This window comes from Streptomyces sp. NPDC017993 (assembly GCF_044328065.1).
In the GTDB taxonomy this organism is placed as follows: domain Bacteria; phylum Actinomycetota; class Actinomycetes; order Streptomycetales; family Streptomycetaceae; genus Streptomyces.
Map to the genome: position 1 here is coordinate 22,288 of NZ_JBIRGO010000017.1, position 19,473 is coordinate 41,760.

Genomic DNA, 19,473 nt, shown 5'->3' on the forward strand with positions numbered 1-19,473 from the left:
TAGCCTGCGCCGGTGAGCGACACCCCCGAGCCCCCGGCCCCCTCCGACGCCCTGCGGTTCGCCTTCGGGACGCTGACCGTGCTGCCGGTGCGCCTCACCCGCTGGGACCGCCCGACCGCCCGCGGCGGGATGCTCTGCGCGCCCCTGGCCGGTCTGGTCGTCGGCCTGGCCGCGGCCGCGTTCGGCGGTGCGCTGCTCCTGCTGGGCGGCAGCCCGCTGCTCGCCGCCGTCGGTAGCGCCGCGGTACCCGCCGCCCTCACCCGCGGCCTCCACCTGGACGGGCTCGCCGACACCGCCGACGGCCTGGGCAGCGGCAAACCGGCCGAGGACGCGCTGCGCATCATGAAGCAGTCCGACATCGGCCCCTTCGGAGTCATCACCCTGCTGTTCGCCCTGCTGGCCCAAGTGGCCGCGCTCGGCGGGCTGTACGCGCAGAGCTGGGCGCACGGGGTGCTGGCGGCGGTCACCGCGGCGGTCACCGCACGCTGCGCACTGACCCTCGCCTCCCGCACGGGGGTGCCGGCCGCCCGCCCCGAGGGCTTGGGCGCCGCGGTCGCGGGCACCGTGCCGGCTGGCGCGGCGCTGCTCTGCGCCGCGTTGGTGACGGCCCTGTGCGCCGCCGGCGGCGCCGCGTTCGGCCCGTACGGCGCCCTGCACGCCGGACTTGCCGTGCTGTTCGGCCTCGGACTGTCCGAACTGCTGCTCCGGCACTGCCGGCGACGGTTCGGCGGGGTGACCGGCGATGTGTTCGGCGCGCTCGCGGAGAGCGCGGGGCTGACGGCCCTGGTCGTTCTCTCGCTCGGCTGAGCCGGTTCGCCCCCCTCGACCACCCGCCCCGGCCCGCGCTGACGTCACGTCACCGCCGTGTGGCGCACCTCTCATTCGATACCGTCGGCCCACCGTCCCGACCCTTCGGGCCAATGCGGACCGATCACCGCAAAGCACCCAACTCCCCTGTGCCGATGGCCGGTTCCGCAGGGGTGGGCGGCGGCCGTCAACGTCGCGTGGCAGGTCGGCACGGCATAGGGCGGCGCCATGCGTCACCTCCGCGCGTAGGCTCGGCCACAGCAGCGCCCTGGGCGCGAACGGATTCCCGGACGGAACAGGACCTTCATCACCGTGACTGCACTGACCCTCAGTACTTCCTCCGCCGCAACGTTGCGTGCGGACGCCGTCGTCGTCGGCGTGGCCAAGGGCGCCAAGGGCGTCGTTGCGGCCCCCGGCGCGGAGACCGTGGACAAGGCCTTCGGCGGCAAGCTCGCCGCCGTGCTGGAGACCCTCGGCGCGAGTGGTGCCGAGGGCGAGGTGACCAAGCTGCCCGCCGCCGACGGCCTCAAGGCTCCGGTCGTGCTGGCGGTCGGTCTCGGCGAGGCACCCGCCAAGGGCGACGGTTACGCCGCCGAGACGCTGCGGCGCGCCGCGGGCAGCGCCGCCCGTGCGCTGGCCGGCACCAAGAAGGCCGCCTTCGCCCTGCCCGTCGAGGACGCCGAGGCGGCCGCCGCGGTCGGCGAGGGCGCCCTGCTGGGCGCGTACACCTTCACCACGTACCGCAGCAACGGCGCGCAGGGCGCCAAGGGCGCCAAGAAGGCGGACAACGGCAAGTCGGCGCCGCTCGCCGAGGCCGCGATCGTCGGCGCCAAGCCGCGCGACAAGGAGTTCAAGGCCGCGGTCGAGCGGGCCCAGGCGCTGGCCGCGGAGATCAACCGCGCCCGTGACCTGATCAACATGCCCTCCAACGACCTCGACCCCAAGGCGTTCGCGGCGCAGGCGCAGGCCGCGGCCAAGGAGTTCGGCCTCAAGGTCGAGGTGCTGGACGAGAAGGCGCTCAAGAAGGGCGGCTACGGCGGCCTGCTGGGCGTCGGCCAGGGCTCCGAGGCGCCGCCGCGGCTCGTCCGCATCGCGCACACGCACGCCAAGGCGAAGAAGACCCTGGCCCTGGTGGGCAAGGGCATCACCTACGACTCGGGCGGCATCTCCCTCAAGCCGGCCGGTCACAACGAGACGATGAAGTGCGACATGAGCGGTGCGGCCGCGGTGTTCGCCGCCGTCGTCACCGCCGCGAAGCTGGGCCTGGAGGTGAATGTCACCGGCTGGCTGGCGCTCGCGGAGAACATGCCGTCCGGTTCCGCCACCCGCCCCGGCGACGTGCTCACCATGTACAGCGGCAAGACGGTCGAGGTGCTCAACACCGACGCCGAGGGCCGGCTGGTGCTGGCCGACGCGCTGACCCGCGCCTCGGAGGAGTCGCCGGACGCCATCGTGGACGTGGCCACACTGACCGGCGCGATGGTGCTCGCCCTGGGCAACCGCACCTTCGGGATCATGGGCAACGACGACGCTTTCCGCACCTCGATCCACGAGATCGCGGAGGAGGTCGGCGAGCAGTCCTGGCCCATGCCGATGCCGTCGGAGCTGCGCAAGGGCATGGACTCACCGATTGCCGACATCGCCAACATGGGTGAGCGGATGGGCGGCGGCCTGGTCGCCGGACTCTTCCTGAAGGAGTTCGTCGGCGAGGGCATCACCTGGGCGCACCTCGACATCGCGGGCCCCGCCTTCCACGAGGGCGCACCCTGGGGCTACACCCCCAAGGGCGGCACCGGCTCGGCCGTGCGCACCCTGGTGCGACTGGCCGAGCGCACCGCGGCGGGCGACCTCGGCTGAGCCGTTCCCCTCTCGCCTGATTTGTCCGTACGGCCCCGGACTCACCGTCCGGGGCCGTCGGTGTGCGTTCGCTGTCAACGAAATCCGCACGCCTGTACGCACCAGTAACCCCCTTGAGGCGGCTGTTCCGCCGCCCCCTGGCCCGGCCCGCCGTCCCGCCTTCCCGGAACAAGTGCGAAGATGGGTTCTCGGCAGGACAGGGCCCCCCTTACCCAGGGCCGAAGTAAAAGCGGCCGAACCACAGCCGCCGTCCGGTCATTGGAGACCGGCTCCGGCGTACCCATGCATGGAGGACGTGACGTGGCGAACGACGCCAGCACCGTTTTCGACCTAGTGATCCTCGGAGGCGGTAGCGGTGGTTACGCCGCTGCCCTGCGCGGGGCGCAGCTGGGCCTGGACGTCGCCCTGATCGAGAAGGGCAAGGTCGGCGGTACCTGCCTGCACAACGGATGCATCCCCACCAAGGCGCTGCTGCACGCCGGTGAGATCGCCGACCAGGCTCGCGAGAGTGAGCAGTTCGGCATCAAGGCCACCTTCGAGGGCGTCGACATCGACGCGGTCCACAAGTACAAGGACGAGGTCATCTCGGGCCTGTACAAGGGCCTGCAGGGCCTGATCGCCTCCCGCAAGGTGACCTACATCGAGGGTGAGGGACGTCTCTCCTCCCCGACCTCCGTCGATGTCGACGGACGGCGCGTCGAGGGCCGCCACGTCCTGCTGGCGACCGGCTCCGTGCCGAAGTCGCTGCCGGGCCTGGAGATCGACGGCGACCGCATCATCTCCTCGGACCACGCGCTGAAGCTCAACCGCGTGCCGAAGTCCGCGATCGTGCTGGGCGGCGGCGTCATCGGCGTCGAGTTCGCCTCGGCGTGGAAGTCCTTCGGCACCGACGTCACCGTCGTCGAGGGCCTCAAGCACCTCGTCCCGGTCGAGGACGAGAACAGCTCCAAGCTGCTGGAGCGCGCGTTCCGCAAGCGCGGCATCAAGTTCAACCTCGGCACCTTCTTCGACAAGGCCGAGTACACCGCCGACGGCGTCAAGGTGACCCTCGCCGACGGCAAGACCTTCGAGGCCGAGGTGCTCCTGGTCGCGATCGGCCGCGGGCCGGTCTCGTCGGGCCTGGGCTACGAGGAGCAGGGCGTCGCGATGGACCGCGGCTACGTCCTGGTCGACGAGTACATGCAGACCAACGTGCCGACCATCTCGGCCGTCGGTGACCTCGTCCCGACCCTCCAGCTCGCACACGTCGGCTTCGCCGAGGGCATGCTGGTGGCCGAGCGGCTGGCCGGTCTCAAGACCGTGCCGATCGACTACGACGGCGTGCCGCGCGTCACGTACTGCCACCCCGAGGTCGCTTCGGTGGGTATCACCGAGGCCAAGGCCAAGGAGCTGTACGGCGCCGACAAGGTCGTCGCACTCAAGTACAACCTCGCAGGCAACGGCAAGAGCCGGATCCTGAAGACCTCGGGCGAGATCAAGCTCGTCCAGGTCAAGGATGGCGCCGTGGTCGGCGTCCACATGGTCGGTGACCGTATGGGCGAGCAGGTCGGTGAGGCCCAGCTGGTTTACAACTGGGAGGCCCTGCCGGCCGAGGTTGCGCAGCTCGTTCACGCGCACCCCACGCAGAACGAGGCACTCGGTGAGGCCCACCTGGCCCTGGCCGGCAAGCCTCTCCACTCCCACGACTGACCCCAGTCCCGGGCGCGACCACATCCGCACATTCGATAGGAGCAACTGAAACCATGGCGGTTTCCGTAACCCTGCCGGCGCTCGGCGAGAGCGTCACCGAGGGCACCGTCACCCGCTGGCTCAAGGCCGAGGGTGAGCGCGTAGAGGCCGACGAGCCGCTGCTCGAGGTGTCGACCGACAAGGTCGACACCGAGATCCCGGCACCGGCCGCCGGCGTCCTGTCCTCCATCAAGGTGGCCGAGGACGAGACCGTGGAGGTCGGCGCCGAGCTGGCCCTCATCGACGACGGCACCGGCGCGCCGGCCGAGGCACCGGCTCCGGCCGCCGCCGAGGCCGCACAGCCGCAGCCCGAGCCCACCCCGGCTCCGGCCGCCGAGGCCCCGGCCCCGGCCGCCGCCCCCGCCGGTGGCGCCCAGGGCACCGATGTCGTGCTCCCCGCACTGGGCGAGAGCGTCACCGAGGGCACCGTCACCCGCTGGCTGAAGGAGGTCGGCGAGGAGGTCTCGGCCGACGAGCCGCTGCTGGAGGTCTCCACCGACAAGGTCGACACCGAGATCCCCGCGCCGGCCTCCGGCACGCTGCTGGAGATCGTGGTCGGCGAGGACGAGACCGCCGAGGTCGGCGCCAAGCTCGCCGTCATCGGTTCGGCCGACCAGGCCGCCGCCCCGGCCGCGCAGCCCGAGCCCACCCCGGCACCGGCCGCGCAGCCCGAGCCCACCCCGGCTCCGGCGCCCGCTCCGGCTCCCGAGGCCAAGGCCGCTCCGGCGCCCACCCCGGCTCCGGCTCCCACGCCCGCTCCGGCCGCTCCGGCCCCGGTCACCCCGGCTCCGGCCGCGGGTGAGGCCGAAGGCGCGTACGTCACTCCGCTGGTGCGCAAGCTCGCCGCGGAGACCGGCGTCGACCTCGCCGCGGTCAAGGGCACCGGTGTCGGTGGCCGCATCCGCAAGCAGGACGTCATCGCCGCCGCGGAGGCCGCCAAGGCCGCCGCCCCGGCCGCTGCCGCCCCGGCCGCCGCCAAGGCGGGCGCCCCGGCCATCGAGGCGTCGCCGCTGCGCGGTCAGACCGTCAAGATGCCGCGGATGCGCAAGGTCATCGGCGACAACATGATGAAGGCCCTGCACGGCCAGGCGCAGCTGACCACCGTGGTCGAGGTGGACATCACCGCGATCATGCGGATGCGCAACAAGGCCAAGGACGGCTTCGCGCAGCGTGAGGGCGTCAAGCTCTCGCCGATGCCGTTCTTCGTCAAGGCCGCTGTCCAGGCGCTGAAGGCCCACCCGGTCGTCAACGCCCGGATCAACGAGGACGAGGGCACCATCACCTACTTCGACACCGAGAACGTCGGTATCGCGGTGGACGCGGAGAAGGGCCTGATGACCCCGGTCATCAAGGACGCCGGTGACCTCAACATCGCCGGTATCGCCCGCAAGACGGCGGACCTGGCGGGCAAGGTCCGCGCGAACAAGATCACGCCGGACGAGCTGTCCGGTGCGACCTTCACCATCAGCAACACCGGTTCGCGTGGTGCCCTGTTCGACACCGTCATCGTGCCCCCGAACCAGGTCGGCATCCTGGGCATCGGTGCGACCGTCAAGCGCCCGGTGGTCATCAACCACCCGGACCTCGGCGAGACCATCGCGGTGCGCGACATGACCTACCTCGCGCTCTCCTACGACCACCGTCTGGTGGACGGCGCCGACGCCGCCCGCTACCTGACCACGGTCAAGCAGATCCTGGAGGCCGCCGAGTTCGAGACCGAGATCGGTCTCTGAGTTCGGCGGGCACGCGCCAGCTGTGCCAAGGGTCGGCCCCGGTTCTTTCGAGCCGGGGCCGACCCCTTTGCGTTTCCCGGATAATGGCCCCCTGCTCACCCCACGCTCTGAAGGAGCACGTCATGACCCCGCCCGTCATCCATTCGCTGCGCGAGCAGATCCGCGAGCACATCCTCGAGGGGATCGTCAGCGGCCGCTGGCAGCCGGGCGAGCGGATCGTGGAGCGGCGGATCGCGGTCGAGCTGGAGGTCAGCCAGACACCCGTTCGGGAGGCGCTGCGCGAGCTGGAGTCGCTGCAGTTGATCGAGTCGGCGCCGAACAAGGGCGTACGGGTGCGCAATCTGACCGCGGACGACCTCAAGGAGAGTTACCCGGTGCGGGCCGGCCTGGAGCAGGTGGCCGCGGAACTGGCCGCCGTGCGGCTGGCGCAGGACACCGCGGCACTGGACACCGAGGTGGCGGCGCTGCGGGAGGCGGACCGGGCGGGCGACGGGGAGGCGCAGGTGCGGCACACGGTGGCCTTCCACCGGGAGATCGTGCGGGCGGCCGGTAACGCCGTGCTGCTGCACACCTGGGAGTCGCTGGGGATCGAGGTCTGGACGACGCTCTCGATCCGCTGGTTCAGCCCGGAGCCGCGCTCGCACGCCCAGGATCACCAGGAGATCGTGGACGCGTTCCGGCGGCGCGACCCGAAGATCGGCACCCTGCTCAAGACACACGTCCTGAGCTGCGCACCGAGGGTCTGACGGCGGCGGGGAGGGCTCCTGCCGGGGTCTGCGGGACCGCTCCCGGAGACCCGATTCGGCGTGGCACCGCGTGCCCGAAAATGCGGCACGCCGTGCCGACCTGCGGTTATTCGTCCCCGTACCGTTGATCGATCATCGATCAGAGGCGTATCGTCGCTTGCGGGGCGCGACACCCTGCCTGCCGAATTCCTGCCGAAGAACTCGTAGGGGGTGTCGTCGCAGCCCCGTCATCCGCCCGCAGGGGCGGAAGCTCGCGGCATGTGGCGCGGCGCATCGCACAGGCGGAAGGTCCTCGCCGTACCAGGCGTACGGGACGGCCCGAACCGCCGCGATGTGCCCCGCCGGGTACCGCGAGCCGGACGGGCGCTGGGACGACTCCCCCGAGCATCCCTCCCGTCCGGAAAGGGGCCACCCATGCCCGAACCCGTGCGCCTGCCGTACAGCCAGCTCGACCAGATCCCGGACCGCGATCCCGAGGAGACGGCCGAGTGGCGCGAATCGCTTGACGCCGTCACCGAGGCAGCGGGCCCGCAGCGTGCCGCGTACCTGATGCGCCGTGCCCTGGAGCACACCGCGCGCAGTGAGGGCACCGCCCTCCCGTCCCTCCTGGAGACGGACTACGTCAACACCATCCCGACCTCCGCCGAGCCCGAGTTCCCGGGCGACGAGGCGATGGAGGCCAGGATCACCGCCTGGAACCGCTGGAACGCGGCCGCCATGGTCACCCGCGGCTCCAAGCTCGGCCTCGGCGGCCACATCGCCACCTTCGCGTCCGCCGCCTGGCTCTACGAGACCGGCTTCCAGCACTTCTTCCGCGGTAAGGAAGGGCTGGACGTTGTCGACGGAGACTCCGGCGACCAGCTCTACATCCAGGGCCACGCCTCCCCCGGCATCTACGCCCGCGCCTTCCTCGAGGGCCGCCTCACCGAGGACCAGCTCGACCACTTCCGCCAGGAGGCCGGCGGCGAGGGCCTGCCCTCCTACCCGCACCCGCGGCGGCTGCCCTGGATGTGGGAGTTCCCGACCGTCTCCATGGGCCTCGGCCCGCTCTCCGCGATCTACCAGGCGCGCTTCAACCGCTATCTGGAGCACCGCGGGATCAAGGACACCGCCAACTCCCACGTATGGGCGTTCCTGGGCGACGGCGAGATGGACGAGCCCGAGTCGACCGCTGCCCTGGCGCTGGCCGGCCGCGAGGGCCTGGACAACCTGACCTTCGTCATCAACTGCAACCTGCAGCGCCTGGACGGCCCGGTCCGCCCCAACTTCAAGATCGTGCAGGAGCTGGAGGCCCAGTTCCGCGCGGCCGGCTGGAACGTCGTCAAATCGCTGTGGGGCCGGGCCTGGGACGAGGTCTTCGCGCTCGACACCGACGGCGCGCTCGTCCGGCGCCTCGCCGAGACCCCCGACGCGCAGTTCCAGACGTACGCCACGCGCGACGCCGCCTACCTGCGCGAACACTTCTTCGGCAGCGAGCCGGCCCTGGAGGCCATCGGCCGCACGCTGTCCGACGCCAAGCTGCTGGAGCTGTTCCAGACCTCCCGCGCCGGCCACGAGCCGCGCAAGGTGTACGCCGCCTACAAGGCCGCCGTCGACCACAAGGGCGGGCCGACCGTCATCCTGGCGCAGACCGTCAAGGGCTACACCCTGGGCGCGGGCTTCGAGTCCCGCAACGCCAACCACCAGATGAAGAAGCTGACCGGGCAGGAGTTCCGCGCGATGCGCGACCTCCTCGAACTGCCCATCCCGGACAGCGCGCTGGAAGGCGACCTGCCGCCGTACTGGCGCCCCGCCGACGACTCCCCCGAGATGGTCTACCTGCGCGAGCGGCGCGCCGCGCTCGGCGGTCCTGCCCCGGCCCGCAAGGTCGTCGCCAAGCCGCTGCCGATGCCGGCGGACAAGAACTTCGACGCCCTGAAGAAGGGCTCCGGCAGCCAGGAGATCGCCACCACCATGGCGTTCGTCCGGCTGATCAAGGACCTGATGCGGGACAAGGAGACCGGCAAGCGCTGGGTCCCGATCGTGCCCGACGAGGCCCGCACCTTCGGTATGGAGTCGCTCTTCCCGACGGCGGGGCTCTACTCCCCCAAGGGCGCGACCTACGACCCCGTCGACCGCGACCAGCTGCTCTGGTACAAGGAAGCCAAGGACGGCCAGATCCTCAACGAGGGCATCACCGAGGCCGGCTCGCTCGCCGACTTCACCGCCGCCGCGACGTCGTACGCGACGCACGGCGAGCCGATGATCCCCTTCTACATCTTCTACTCGATGTTCGGCTGGCAGCGCACGGCCGACCAGTTCTGGGCGCTCGCCGACCAGCTGGGCCGCGGCTTCGTCATCGGCGCCACCGCGGGCCGTACCACGATGACCGGTGAGGGCCTGCAGCACGCCGACGGCCACTCGCACCTGATCGCCTCCACCAACCCGGCGGCGCTCTCGTACGACCCGGCCTTCGCCTACGAGGTGTCGGTGATCGTCAAGGAGGGTCTGCGCCGGATGTACGGCGGGGCCGACGGGGAGGACGCGGACGTCTTCTACTACCTGACGGTCTACAACGAGACCAAGGTCCAGCCGGCCATGCCGGAGGGCGTCGAAGAGGGCATCCTCAAGGGCCTGTACCGCTACCAGGAGGGCACCAAGCCCTCCGCCGACAGCCCGCAGCTCCAGCTGCTGGCCTCCGGTACCGCCATTCACTGGGCCCTGGAGGCGCAGCAGCTGCTGGCCGACGACTGGGGCGTGGCGGCGGATGTCTGGTCGGCGCCGTCCTGGACCGAGCTGCGCCGCGACGCCCTGGAGTGCGACGCCGCCCGGCTCGACGGCGAGGACCGCATCCCGTACGTCACCCGTGCGCTGGCCGGCGCTCCCGGACCGGTCGTCGCGGTCAGCGACTGGATGCGGGCGGTCCCGGACCAGATCGCGCCGTGGGTCGATCAGGACTGGGTGTCCATCGGCACCGACGGGTTCGGCCTCTCCGACACCCGTGACGCGGCCCGCCGGCACTTCGGCGTGGACCCGCAGTCGGTCGTCGTGCAGGCCCTCGCGGCGCTCTCCCGCCGCGGCGAGGTCAAGCCGGAGACCGTCAAGGAGGCCAAGGAGCGCTACGGCCTGTGAGCTGTGGGCGGCACCGGCCGACACCGGGCGCCGCCCACCCCTGCTCCCGTGCGAAGACCACCCACCGCGCCCGGGGTCTTCGCACGGGAAACCACCGGCCCTGCCCGGTCACGCCCTGGAGGCGGTGACCGGGCAGGGCCCACCAGCACCCGCCGCCACCGGCCCGCGTCGGCCGGTGCGGCCCGGCATGATGACGCCATGCGTGCTGCCCGGCTGATCAAGATGGTGTTGCTGCTCCAGTCCCGGCCGTCGATGACGGCCGCCGAACTGGCGCGGGAGCTTGAGGTCTCCGAGCGCACCGTCGCCCGGGACGTGCTGTCGCTCTCCGAGGCCGGGGTCCCCGTCTACGCGGACCGCGGCCGGGCCGGCGGCTACCGCCTCGTCGGCGGCTACCGCACCCGCCTGACGGGGCTCGGCCGCAGTGAGGCGGAGGCGCTCTTCCTGTCCGGAGTGCCGTCCGCGCTGCGGGAGATGGGCCTCGCGGACGCCGCGTCCGCCGCCCGTCTCAAGGTCTCCGCCGCGCTGCTGCCCGAACTGCGCGATGCCGCGTCGGGCGCCGCGCAGCGCTTCCATCTCGACGCGCCCGGCTGGTATCACGAGCCGGGGACGCCGCCGCTGCTCCCGACCGTCGCCGACGCGGTGTGGGACGACCGCCGGCTGTCCGCCCGCTACCTGCGCAAGGACACCGAGGTGGAGCGGGAGCTGGAGCCGTACGGTCTCGTGCTGAAGGCTGGCGTCTGGTACCTGGCGGCCCGCCCACGGGACAAGGCGCCCACCGGGCATACGGCCGGAGCCGGGCAGACGGCGGCCGGTCCGGGGACCGGCTTCCGGGTCTACCGGGTCGACCGCTTCACCGCCGTGGACACCACCGGCGAGCGCTTCCACCGCGACGAGAGCTTCGACCTGCCGGCGTTCTGGGCGGAGCGGGCGGCGCAGTTCACCCGCTCCCTCCTGCGTGCGGAGGTCGTGCTCCGGCTCTCGGCACAGGGCGTCCGGCAACTGCCGCACGTCACCGACCGGGTGGCGGCCGGGGAAGCGGTGGACAGCGCAGGCCCGCCCGACGCGGAGGGCCGGCTGACCGTCACGCTGGCCGTGGAGTCCGAGGAGGTCGCGTACGCGCAGTTGCTGGGCCTCGGCCCGGAGTGCGAGGTGTGCGCGCCCGCCGCGCTGCGCGAGCGGTTCGCGGCGGCCGCCCGGCGGGCCGCCGCGCTGTACTCCTGACTCCCCCGGGGTCCCGGACGCGCGCTTCGCTACATCAACACCCGTACAGTGCACGCCTGTTGCGGCATCCGGTGCCCTCCGAGCCGGGTTTCCGCCTAGCGGTAGTCCTCGGGTCCCGCGGTCTTCCCGCCGACGACCACCTCTTCGAAGTACCCGAAGCCGTCGGGCCGCGAGCCGTCGGCGTCGGTGAAGTCGTAGACCTTCGCCAGCTGCCCGCTGGAGAGCGACCGGCCGCTCCAGCGTTCCTTGTCGGGGTCGGCGGCCAGCGCCGTGACGGCGCGGCCGATGAGCGCAGGGGACTCGGCGATGGCGAAGTGCGGTTCCTGTGCCACCGCGTCACGCCAGGTCTCCTCCGTCACCCCGAAGTGGTCGAGCATCTCCTCGGACCGCAGAAAGCCGGGAGTGAGCGAGACGGCCGTGCCGCCGTACTCCTTCAGCTCGGCCGCGAGGCCGAAGGCGATGCGGTGCGGGGCGTTCTTGGTGAGGTCGAAGCAGAGGTTGCCGCGGTAGGCCCGGTTGAAGGCGGCGGTGCCGTCCGTGACCTCGACCACCAGCCCGCCCGGCCGCCTGATCAGCAGCGGCAGCGCGTGATGGCTGGTGATGACGTGGCTGTCGACCCCGAGGCGGAACATCCGCAGGCCGTTGTCCAGATCCACGTCCCACAGCCTGGTCTCGAACTCGATCAGCCGGTCGCCGCCCCAGAGGCTGTTGACGAGCACGTCCAGGCGCCCCTGTTCCCGGTCGATGCGCTCGATCAGCGCCTTCACCTCGGCCGGCTCCAGGTGGTCCACCGCCACCGCGATCCCGGTGCCCCCGGCCGCGGTCACCAGCTCCGCGGTCTGCTCGATGGTCTCCGAGGGCCGGCCGACCTCGCTGACCCGCTCCCGCGTCGTCCGCCCCGTCACATACACCAGCGCCCCGGCCCGACCCAGCTCCACGGCCATCGCCCGGCCCGCGCCCCGGGTGGCGCCGGCGACCAATGCCACCCGCCCCGTCAGATCCGCCACGACCGGCCGGTCCGCACGTCCCGTTTCCCCGTGTCCCGTCATGTCCGCCACTCCTCGCTGTCCGCAGTCCCGCGTCCGTACGTCCCGACCCTGACAGCCAATCCCGACACCTTCTGTCGCCTTTTTCGGCGGGCTCTTGGAGGTGCTGCCGGCGGGGCTCCTGTGGTGGCGTTGCCGGCGGGCTCTTGCCGGTGGGCCCCCGCGGTGCTGCCGTACGGATCCACCCGCGCGGCGCGCCCGCGGCCGGCCCCTACGGGATGGCACGCAGGCTGCGGCCGCCTGGGAGCCTGCCCGTGACACCGGCCGGTGCGTCGTGCGCGACCGGTACGGCGAGCGTGCCGGTGCCCGAGGCCGCCTTGACCCCGCCCGCGACGTCGATGCCGCCGACCGCCCGGCTGCCGGCGGCGAGGAGATACCACTTCCCGGACTTCGTCCGCCAGCGGATGTCCCCGACCACATGCGGCCCGAAGCGGCTGCACGCGGCGGTGTTCCGGGCCCGGCCGGCGACCAGACCGGGGTCCGCCGGGCGCGCGGCGGGCGGCTGGAGCTGCACCGTGACCAGGCCGGGCCCGCGCCAGGTGTCGGCGCGGCTGCAGACCCAGGTCGCCTCGCCCGCACCCTCGGGGAGGCGCTGCCGGGCGAACGCCCAGTTGTTCACCGACCGCACCCCCTCGCCGCGCAGCGACCGCAGCGAGCAGGCGGTGCGGGCCCAGCTCCGCAGCCCTTCGGGGCCGGTCGCCTCGCGTGGTGGCTGCGGCGGCGCGCCGTCGGCGGCAGCCGGCAGGTAGGTCAGATGGGCCGGCGCGAGGTCCCCCAGGTCGGTCACCAGGAAGGTGTGCTCCTCCGCGACGCGCTGCGAGGAGCGGAACTGCGCCACCGGCCACTGCCCGCACGCGGTGTCCGCCTCGGGCGGGGTGGGCACACGGTCGGTGACGCCGTCGGGAGCGAGGTGCAGCGGGCGGGCCGGGGCGCCGGGCGCCAGCAGGTCGCGGGTGGTGGCGTCGGAGACCCAGGGGGCGATGAGATACCGCATCCAGCCGTTGCCGCGCCCGATGACCAGTGCGGCGCCGGTGGTCACGTCCGCGTCGTCGACCCTGGCGAAGTGCAGGGTCGGGGTGGCTCCCATCGGTTCCGCGTAGCGCACCAGCCGCTCGCCGTCGTGGAGGACCACCACCATCACGCCGTCGATGAGGCCCGCGAACAGCAGCCGCGGCGGCCGGGCCGGCGGCCGGGTGGACGTACCGGCGGTGGCGGTGATCCGCGCGTCGGTGGGTGGCGCCGCCCAGACCCGCAACGCCCGTGCCAGCAGCTTGGTGTTGCCGGCCTGCCGGCCGCGGGCGGGCCAGGCGGTGAAGTCGAGCCGCGAGGTGTCGGCCCACTGGTCGTTGGGGGCGCGCAGCAGCCGCTCCGGCTCCAGCGCCTGCTGCGCGAAGGACGCGGCGCTCGCCGCCGAGCCGGCGGCCGAGGGGCCCGGTCCGCCGCCCGGCACCCCCACCCCCACCACCACCGCGCCGACGACCAGCACGGCCGCCGCCACGAGCGACGCGCGCACCCGCTGACGGCGGCGCAGCAGGTCCGTCGGCCGGGTCTGGACCGTGCAGGGGTCGAACTCCCCGGAGTTCAGCAGCACCGCGACATCGGCCGCGGCGGCCTGGTCGAGCTGCCCGGCGGCCCGCTGCGCCGCCTCCGGGTCGACGACCCCGGCATCCGCCAGCACGGCGCGGGCCTCGTCCTCCTCCAGCCCCTCCAGGTGCCACAGTCCGAGGGCTGCCCGCACCGGCGCCGGGACGCCGGACAGCGCCTGGTCCAGGGCGAGTTCGTCGGCACCGCCGGCCTGGGGGAACAGCCGTAGTCCCCAGACGACCGGTACGGAGGGCAGCCGGCGGGCGGCCGCCGGGCCCGTCCCCGGCTCGTACGCCAGGGCGAGTCGCAGGGTCCGCAGACGCACCGCTGTGAAACCGGTCCCGGGCGCCGGGCCGCGCTGCGCGGGCAGGGCGCGCACGGGCCTGCGCAGCCGTGCACGGGCACGCACCCTGGGCAGCGCCCGCTGCACCAGGCCATGGGCGGTCAGGACGCGGGGGTGGCGGCCCATCGACGGGGGAAGTACGAGGTAGGCGAGGCGGACGAGCCGTGGGTAGTGCTCGACGATGGCCGCTTCGGCCCGTTCCACATCGGCCCGGGTACGTTCGTCCATGGGCATGGCCTGAAACAGCCCTTCACCAGAGGGGGATCTGCCGTTGTTGCACGCCTTCCAACGAGTGAATCCGAGGGCGGTCACACGACGCGTCACCGGTCCGCGTCACACCCGCGTCGCAGATGGGGTACTCGGCATGCGGGGCACCACGGCAGGACCGATGCTGGAGCGGTGATGGACGAGACGGAGTTCTGGGAGCTGATCGACGGCTCCCGCCGGGCAGCCGACGGCGACCCCGAGGAGCAGGCCGACGCCTTGGTCGAGCGGCTGTCGGGGCGCGACCCCGACTCCGTCGTGGACTTCGCCCGCCACTTCGAGTCGCGCTACAACCGGGCGTACGCCTGGGAGCTGTGGGCCGCGGCGGCGGTCCTCCTGGACGGCGCGAGCGATGACGCCTTCGACTACTTCCGGTGCTGGCTGATCGGGCAGGGCCGGGACGTCTTCGAGGGCGCGCTGCACGACCCGGACCATCTCGCCGAGCTGCTGGACGACTTCGACGAGGCGGTGGACGGCGACGCCGAGGAGCTCGGCTATGCGGCCGATGAGGCGTACGAGCAGCTGACCGGCGCCGAGATGCCCGATCTGGGCCTGGCCGCACCGCCCCGCGAACCGCTCGGCACCTACCTGGACCTGGACGACGACGAGGCCCTCGCCGAACGCTTCCCCCGGCTGTGGGAGCGGTTCAGGCGGTAGGGCCGGCCGGGCCCGCGCAGGCCCGTCCCCCGCGTACGGCGGCCGGTTGACCCCGGGTGCCACCGGCCGGCACGGGGTGCGGGCAGGATGGCCCCATGCGGATCGCGATCACCGGCTCGGCCGGTCTCATCGGCACGGCACTTGTACGGTCCCTGCGCGCGGGGGGCACCGGGGACGGGGAGTCCGGCGGCCACGAGGTGGTGCGCCTCGTCCGGCGGCCGCCCGCGGCTCCGGACGAGGTGCACTGGGACCCCCGGCGCCAGGAGATCGACACCGCCGGGCTGGCCGGCTGCGACGCGGTGGTCCACCTCGCCGGCGCGGGAGTCGGCGACCGCCGCTGGACCCCCGCGTACAAGCGCGAACTGCGCGACAGCCGCGTCCTGGGCACCCGGACCCTCGCCACCGCCCTCGCCTCGATGGACAACCCCCCGCGGGTCTTCGTCTGCGGCACCGCGATCGGCTACTACGGCGACACCGGCGACCGTCCCACGGACGAGAGCGCGCCGGCCGGTACGGGGTTCCTGCCCGAACTCTGCGTCGACTGGGAGAACGCCGCCGCGCCGGCTCAGGAGGCGGGCGTCCGTACCGTCTTCGCCCGTACCGGACTGGTCGTCGCACGCTCCGGCGGTGCCTGGGGCCGGCTCTTCCCGCTGTTCCGCGCCGGGCTCGGCGGGCGGCTCGGCGACGGCCACCAGTTCTGGAGCTTCCTCTCCCTCCAGGACGAGATCGCGGCGCTGCGCCATCTGATCGATACCGAGGACCTCACCGGTCCGGTCAACCTCACCGCCCCGGAGCCGGTCACCAACCGCGAGGTCACCAAGGTCATGGGCCGCGTCCTGCACCGCCCGACGCCCTTTCCGGTGCCCGCCGTGGCGCTTCGCATCGCGCTGGGCGAGTTCGCCGGGGACGTGCTCGGCAGCCAGCGGATCATCCCCCGGCGCCTGCTGGAGTCCGGATTCTCCTTCGCGCATCCCGGGATCGCCGACGCCGTACGCGCCGCGTAGCGCCGCTGCTCCGTTCCCGGCTGCGGCACACGTGCGCCGCCCCGGAGCCGACCGGCGGCAGATCCATGGCACCCGGTGCCATGCGGCGGGCCGCCCGCCCCGGGGCCTGCCCCCTACGCGCCCCGCGCGCTACCTGTCGGCCGCCCCGTGCACCTCCCTACCGTCCTCGCACACATCTATCGGCATTCCGCCCGGCGGCACCGGGCATGAGACCGGTGCCGCCGAGGCTGGGACCGACCTGGGGAGGGCCACGTGCTGCGCACCACATCGACCGTGGACGTCGTCATCGTGGGAGCCGGTTCAGCCGGCCTGGCCGCCGCCCGCCATCTGACCGGGGCGGGCGTCTCGGTCACCGTGCTGGAGGCCGCGCCACACATCGGCGGCAGGTCCGCCACCGAGGAGCTGGACGGCTTCCGGCTGGACCGCAGCGGCCGGCCGCTGGCCATCGGCGCCGACGAGCTGCACCGCACGCCCGGTCTCGGCGATCTGGCACTGCGTCCGTTCGCGGCGGGGCTGACGGTGCACAACGGCCAACGCGCCCAGCGCATCGGCGCGACCCGGAGCACGAGGGGCGCACTTTCTGCGGCGCGCGCCCTCTCGCGCGCTGAACGCCGCGCCGAACGCCGCGCGGAGCGGAGGCAGGACCGGCACTCCGACCGGCACGGGGACCGCGCCACCAAGCCGGCGCCGGCCGACCGCTCGGTCGGCGACGTGCTGGCCCACCGTCCGGCCTTCCCGCCGCGCGCCCAGGACGCGTTCCTCCGGCCGCTGCTCGGCGCGTTGCTGTGCGATCCGCAGCTGCGCGACTCCAGCCGGGGCGCGGCACAGGTTCTCCGGGCCTTCGCCCAGGGCCGGCTGAGCCTGCCGGCCGGGGGCGCCTCGGCCGTCCCCGAGTTCCTCGCCGCCGCGCTGCCTCCCGGCACGATACGGACGTCCGTCCGGGCCACCTCCGTCTCCACCACGGGCGTCAGCACCGCCGAGCACGGCCGGATCCCCTGCCGCGCGGTGCTGGTGGCGACCGCCGCACACGACGCGGCGCGGCTGCTGCCGGGGCTGCGGGTGCCCGCCTTCCACCCGGCGACGGTCCTGCACCACACGGCGGGGGCCGCGGGGGCGCGCGGCGGCCCCTACCGCGACACCGCACTGATCCTTCCGACCGCCGGACCGGTCGCGCACACCTACTCCGCCGGCGCGATCGATCCGTCGCGCACGCCCCCCGGCCGGACGCTGATCACCACGACCGTGCTGGGTGCCGCCGCCGCGCTGCCGGCGTCCGTCCTCGACAAGACGGTGCGGCCCCAACTGGAGCGGATCTACGGGGCGATGGCCGACGACTGGCAGCTGCTGACCGCCCATCACGACCCCTGGGCCGCCCCGGCGATGCCCGCGCCGCACGACCCGGAGCGACCGGTGCGGGTGCTGGCCGGCCTCTACGTCTGCGGCGACCACCGGGACTCCAGCACGCTGCAGGGCGCCCTGCACTCGGGCCGCAGGGCCGCCCACGCGCTGCTCCAGGACTTCGGCCTGCCGGCCCCCGCCGAGCCGAACTCCCTGCGCCCGGCGGCCTGATGGTTCGTACGGGCCGAGTTCCCCGCACCCGGTGGCCCGGGTGCGGGGAACTCTCAGCCCAGCGCCGCCACCCGGTCGCGGTACCCGCGCACCGCGGCCGCGTCGCGGAACGGCTCCAGCCGCCGTTCGAACTCCCGGACGTACTCGTGGGCGCGTACCGAGCGCATCTCCGTGGCCTGGAGCGCCGCCTCCGCACCGAGCGTGCAGGCCTGCTCCAGCTCGCCAAGACCCAGCCGTGCGGTCGCCAGGACGACCCGGCAGAACAGCCGGCTGCGGGCGAACCCGGCGGCCCGCAGCTGCAGGGACCGCTCGGCGTGCTGGCAGGCAGTGCGGTACTGCTGGAGGTCGCGGTGGCAGTGCGCCAGCTCGTCGGCGAGCTGTGCCTCGTCGAAGAACCGTGCCCAGTACGGAGTCTCGTCGCCGGGCCGGGCGGCCTCCAGGGCCCGCTCGGCCCGCGACAGCGCGGCGGTACATGCCCGGACCTCGCTCATCAGGCCGTGGCCGCGCGCCTCCGCGGAATGCAGCAGCGCCTGCACCACCGGCGGCGCGCTGCTGCCGATGCCCTGCTGCGCGACCCGCGCCAGCTGGACGGCCTCCCTGCCGTGTCCCAGATAGACGGCCTGCCGGCTCATCGTCACCAGGACGTAGGAGCCGTACGCCCGGTCGCCGGCCGCCTGGGCCAGCCGCAGCGCCTGGACGAAGTACCGCTGCGCCAGGCCGTGCGCGGCGATGTCGTAGGAGGTCCAGCCGGCCAGCCGGGTCAGGTCGGCGGCGGCCGCGAACAGCCGGCGGCCGGTCGCCTCGCCGTAGCTGCCGCGCAGCATCGGCTCGGCCTCGTGCTCCAGATAGCGCACCAGCGCCTGGCGGGCATGGCCGCCGCCGTAGGCGTGGTCCAGCGACCGGAACAGCTCGCCGACCGAGCGCAGCGCCGCGACGTCCCCGGAGGAGACCCGGGCGCCCTGGACGCGGTCGACGCGGTCGGTCCGGCGCTGGCGTGGCACCGAGGCCCGGCCCTGGGCGGGCACCCGGCCCGGTCCTTCGGCGCCGGGGTCGCCGCGGGCGACCCGTTCGTCGGCGCGGCCGATGAGCCAGTCCCGGCTGGGCACCACGAGACCTGCCGGGGTGAAGGCGATCTTCCGCAGCTCGGCGTGGCTGCCGGAGTCCTTGCGCCACAGGCCGCTGACGATGTCCACGGCCTCGGTGGGCGTCGCGGCGAATTCGAGCCCGGCGTACACGGGCGCACAGGCGTCCAGGCCGAGGTCCTGGGCGGACAGCCGGCGTCCCAGCCGGCGGGTGAACACCTCGGCGATCAGCGCGGGGGTGGTGCCTCTGGGCTGCTGCCCGCGCAGCCAGCGCGTCACCGAGGTCTTGTCGTAGCGCAGGTCGAGGCCGTGCTCGATACCGAGCTGATCAACCCTTCTGGCCAGCCCTGCGTTGGAGAACCCCGCCTCGGCGATGAGCGCGGCGAGCTGGCGGTTGGGTGTGTGTTGCGGGGGTCGTTCCGTCATCAGCTTTACCGGTCTCCTGCCTTCCGGGCCGGGCTGCCGGACTCGGCTGTCCCTGTCCGGCACGCTCCTCGCCCTTGTGGGACGGCGTGAATGTAACGGCCGAAGAGGCCGTTCTCGCGGCCTGTGCCCTGTGTTCATCCGATCGTGTGAGCAGGGCGCACGCGGTGCGCAGGGGCGCTGGGCACCGGCCGCCTACGGGAGCCTGAGCGGGCCGCCGTACAGTGGCCTGGGCGCGAAGTGGCATCAAATGTTGCAGCGAAATGCAACAGAAGTTCGAAGAGGAGCTGCCGTGACT

At 73.3% G+C, this 19,473-nt stretch carries 13 protein-coding genes; 10 read left to right on the plus strand and 3 right to left on the minus strand.

Annotated features, from left to right (window positions below):
- Positions 1 to 12 precede the first annotated feature (12 nt).
- The 7 genes from ACH4FH_RS27830 to ACH4FH_RS27860 all read left to right on the plus strand — a co-directional run bounded on the left by ACH4FH_RS27830 (position 13) and on the right by ACH4FH_RS27860 (position 11,203).
- Positions 13 to 807 (plus strand): adenosylcobinamide-GDP ribazoletransferase, encoded by a 795-nt coding sequence (locus ACH4FH_RS27830; RefSeq protein WP_398558662.1) that lies wholly within the window; start codon positions 13 to 15, stop codon positions 805 to 807.
- Positions 808 to 1,119: 312 nt separating this feature from the next.
- Entirely contained in the window at positions 1,120 to 2,664 is a 1,545-nt protein-coding gene (locus ACH4FH_RS27835) for a leucyl aminopeptidase (protein WP_398558663.1), read from the plus strand.
- A gap of 300 nt (positions 2,665 to 2,964) precedes the next feature.
- Positions 2,965 to 4,353: a dihydrolipoyl dehydrogenase gene (lpdA, locus tag ACH4FH_RS27840; RefSeq protein WP_398558664.1), complete on the plus strand. Its 1,389-nt coding sequence runs from the start codon at positions 2,965 to 2,967 to the stop codon at positions 4,351 to 4,353.
- Between the two features lie 53 nt (positions 4,354 to 4,406).
- Positions 4,407 to 6,125: a 2-oxoglutarate dehydrogenase, E2 component, dihydrolipoamide succinyltransferase gene (sucB, locus tag ACH4FH_RS27845; protein WP_398558665.1), complete on the plus strand. Its 1,719-nt coding sequence runs from the start codon at positions 4,407 to 4,409 to the stop codon at positions 6,123 to 6,125.
- Positions 6,126 to 6,247: 122 nt separating this feature from the next.
- Positions 6,248 to 6,871 carry a GntR family transcriptional regulator gene (locus ACH4FH_RS27850; protein ID WP_398558666.1) on the plus strand — a complete coding sequence of 208 codons (624 nt, stop codon included), beginning with the start codon at positions 6,248 to 6,250 and terminating at the stop codon, positions 6,869 to 6,871.
- 414 nt (positions 6,872 to 7,285) lie between these two features.
- The gene (gene aceE, locus ACH4FH_RS27855; protein ID WP_398558667.1) at positions 7,286 to 9,982 is read left to right on the plus strand and encodes a pyruvate dehydrogenase (acetyl-transferring), homodimeric type; all 2,697 of its coding nucleotides are present in this window, start codon (positions 7,286 to 7,288) and stop codon (positions 9,980 to 9,982) included.
- A 198-nt stretch (positions 9,983 to 10,180) separates the two neighbouring features.
- Positions 10,181 to 11,203 (plus strand): helix-turn-helix transcriptional regulator, encoded by a 1,023-nt coding sequence (locus ACH4FH_RS27860; protein ID WP_398558668.1) that lies wholly within the window; start codon positions 10,181 to 10,183, stop codon positions 11,201 to 11,203.
- A gap of 95 nt (positions 11,204 to 11,298) precedes the next feature.
- Here the strand turns inward: ACH4FH_RS27860 and ACH4FH_RS27865 are convergent, their stop codons facing one another.
- Positions 11,299 to 12,252 (minus strand): SDR family oxidoreductase, encoded by a 954-nt coding sequence (locus ACH4FH_RS27865; RefSeq protein WP_398558669.1) that lies wholly within the window; start codon positions 12,250 to 12,252, stop codon positions 11,299 to 11,301.
- Between the two features lie 208 nt (positions 12,253 to 12,460).
- Positions 12,461 to 14,404 (minus strand): hypothetical protein, encoded by a 1,944-nt coding sequence (locus ACH4FH_RS27870; RefSeq protein WP_398558670.1) that lies wholly within the window; start codon positions 14,402 to 14,404, stop codon positions 12,461 to 12,463.
- Between the two features lie 174 nt (positions 14,405 to 14,578).
- Here ACH4FH_RS27870 and ACH4FH_RS27875 point away from each other — a divergent pair, with 174 nt between their 5' ends.
- The 3 genes from ACH4FH_RS27875 to ACH4FH_RS27885 all read left to right on the plus strand — a co-directional run bounded on the left by ACH4FH_RS27875 (position 14,579) and on the right by ACH4FH_RS27885 (position 17,670).
- Positions 14,579 to 15,097, plus strand: coding sequence for a DUF4240 domain-containing protein (locus tag ACH4FH_RS27875; RefSeq protein WP_398558671.1), 519 nt, complete (start codon positions 14,579 to 14,581; stop codon positions 15,095 to 15,097).
- A 95-nt stretch (positions 15,098 to 15,192) separates the two neighbouring features.
- Positions 15,193 to 16,101 carry a TIGR01777 family oxidoreductase gene (locus ACH4FH_RS27880; RefSeq protein WP_398558672.1) on the plus strand — a complete coding sequence of 303 codons (909 nt, stop codon included), beginning with the start codon at positions 15,193 to 15,195 and terminating at the stop codon, positions 16,099 to 16,101.
- Positions 16,102 to 16,353: 252 nt separating this feature from the next.
- The gene (locus tag ACH4FH_RS27885; protein ID WP_398558673.1) at positions 16,354 to 17,670 is read left to right on the plus strand and encodes an FAD-dependent oxidoreductase; all 1,317 of its coding nucleotides are present in this window, start codon (positions 16,354 to 16,356) and stop codon (positions 17,668 to 17,670) included.
- Positions 17,671 to 17,723: 53 nt separating this feature from the next.
- Here the strand turns inward: ACH4FH_RS27885 and ACH4FH_RS27890 are convergent, their stop codons facing one another.
- Positions 17,724 to 19,178, minus strand: coding sequence for a regulator (locus tag ACH4FH_RS27890; protein WP_398558674.1), 1,455 nt, complete (start codon positions 19,176 to 19,178; stop codon positions 17,724 to 17,726).
- Between the last annotated feature and the right edge of the window lie 295 nt (positions 19,179 to 19,473).

What these genes read in the sequence shown, in the direction of transcription:
- ACH4FH_RS27865 (WP_398558669.1), bottom strand. Translation starts at nt 12,252, where the DNA reads ATGACGGGACACGGGGAAACGGGACGTGCGGACCGGCCGGTCGTGGCG.
- ACH4FH_RS27870 (WP_398558670.1), bottom strand. Translation starts at nt 14,404, where the DNA reads ATGGACGAACGTACCCGGGCCGATGTGGAACGGGCCGAAGCGGCCATC.
- ACH4FH_RS27875 (WP_398558671.1), top strand. Translation starts at nt 14,579, where the DNA reads ATGGACGAGACGGAGTTCTGGGAGCTGATCGACGGCTCCCGCCGGGCA.
- sucB (WP_398558665.1), top strand. Translation starts at nt 4,407, where the DNA reads ATGGCGGTTTCCGTAACCCTGCCGGCGCTCGGCGAGAGCGTCACCGAG.
- ACH4FH_RS27860 (WP_398558668.1), top strand. Translation starts at nt 10,181, where the DNA reads ATGCGTGCTGCCCGGCTGATCAAGATGGTGTTGCTGCTCCAGTCCCGG.
- ACH4FH_RS27890 (WP_398558674.1), bottom strand. Translation starts at nt 19,178, where the DNA reads ATGACGGAACGACCCCCGCAACACACACCCAACCGCCAGCTCGCCGCG.
- ACH4FH_RS27850 (WP_398558666.1), top strand. Translation starts at nt 6,248, where the DNA reads ATGACCCCGCCCGTCATCCATTCGCTGCGCGAGCAGATCCGCGAGCAC.
- ACH4FH_RS27880 (WP_398558672.1), top strand. Translation starts at nt 15,193, where the DNA reads ATGCGGATCGCGATCACCGGCTCGGCCGGTCTCATCGGCACGGCACTT.
- aceE (WP_398558667.1), top strand. Translation starts at nt 7,286, where the DNA reads ATGCCCGAACCCGTGCGCCTGCCGTACAGCCAGCTCGACCAGATCCCG.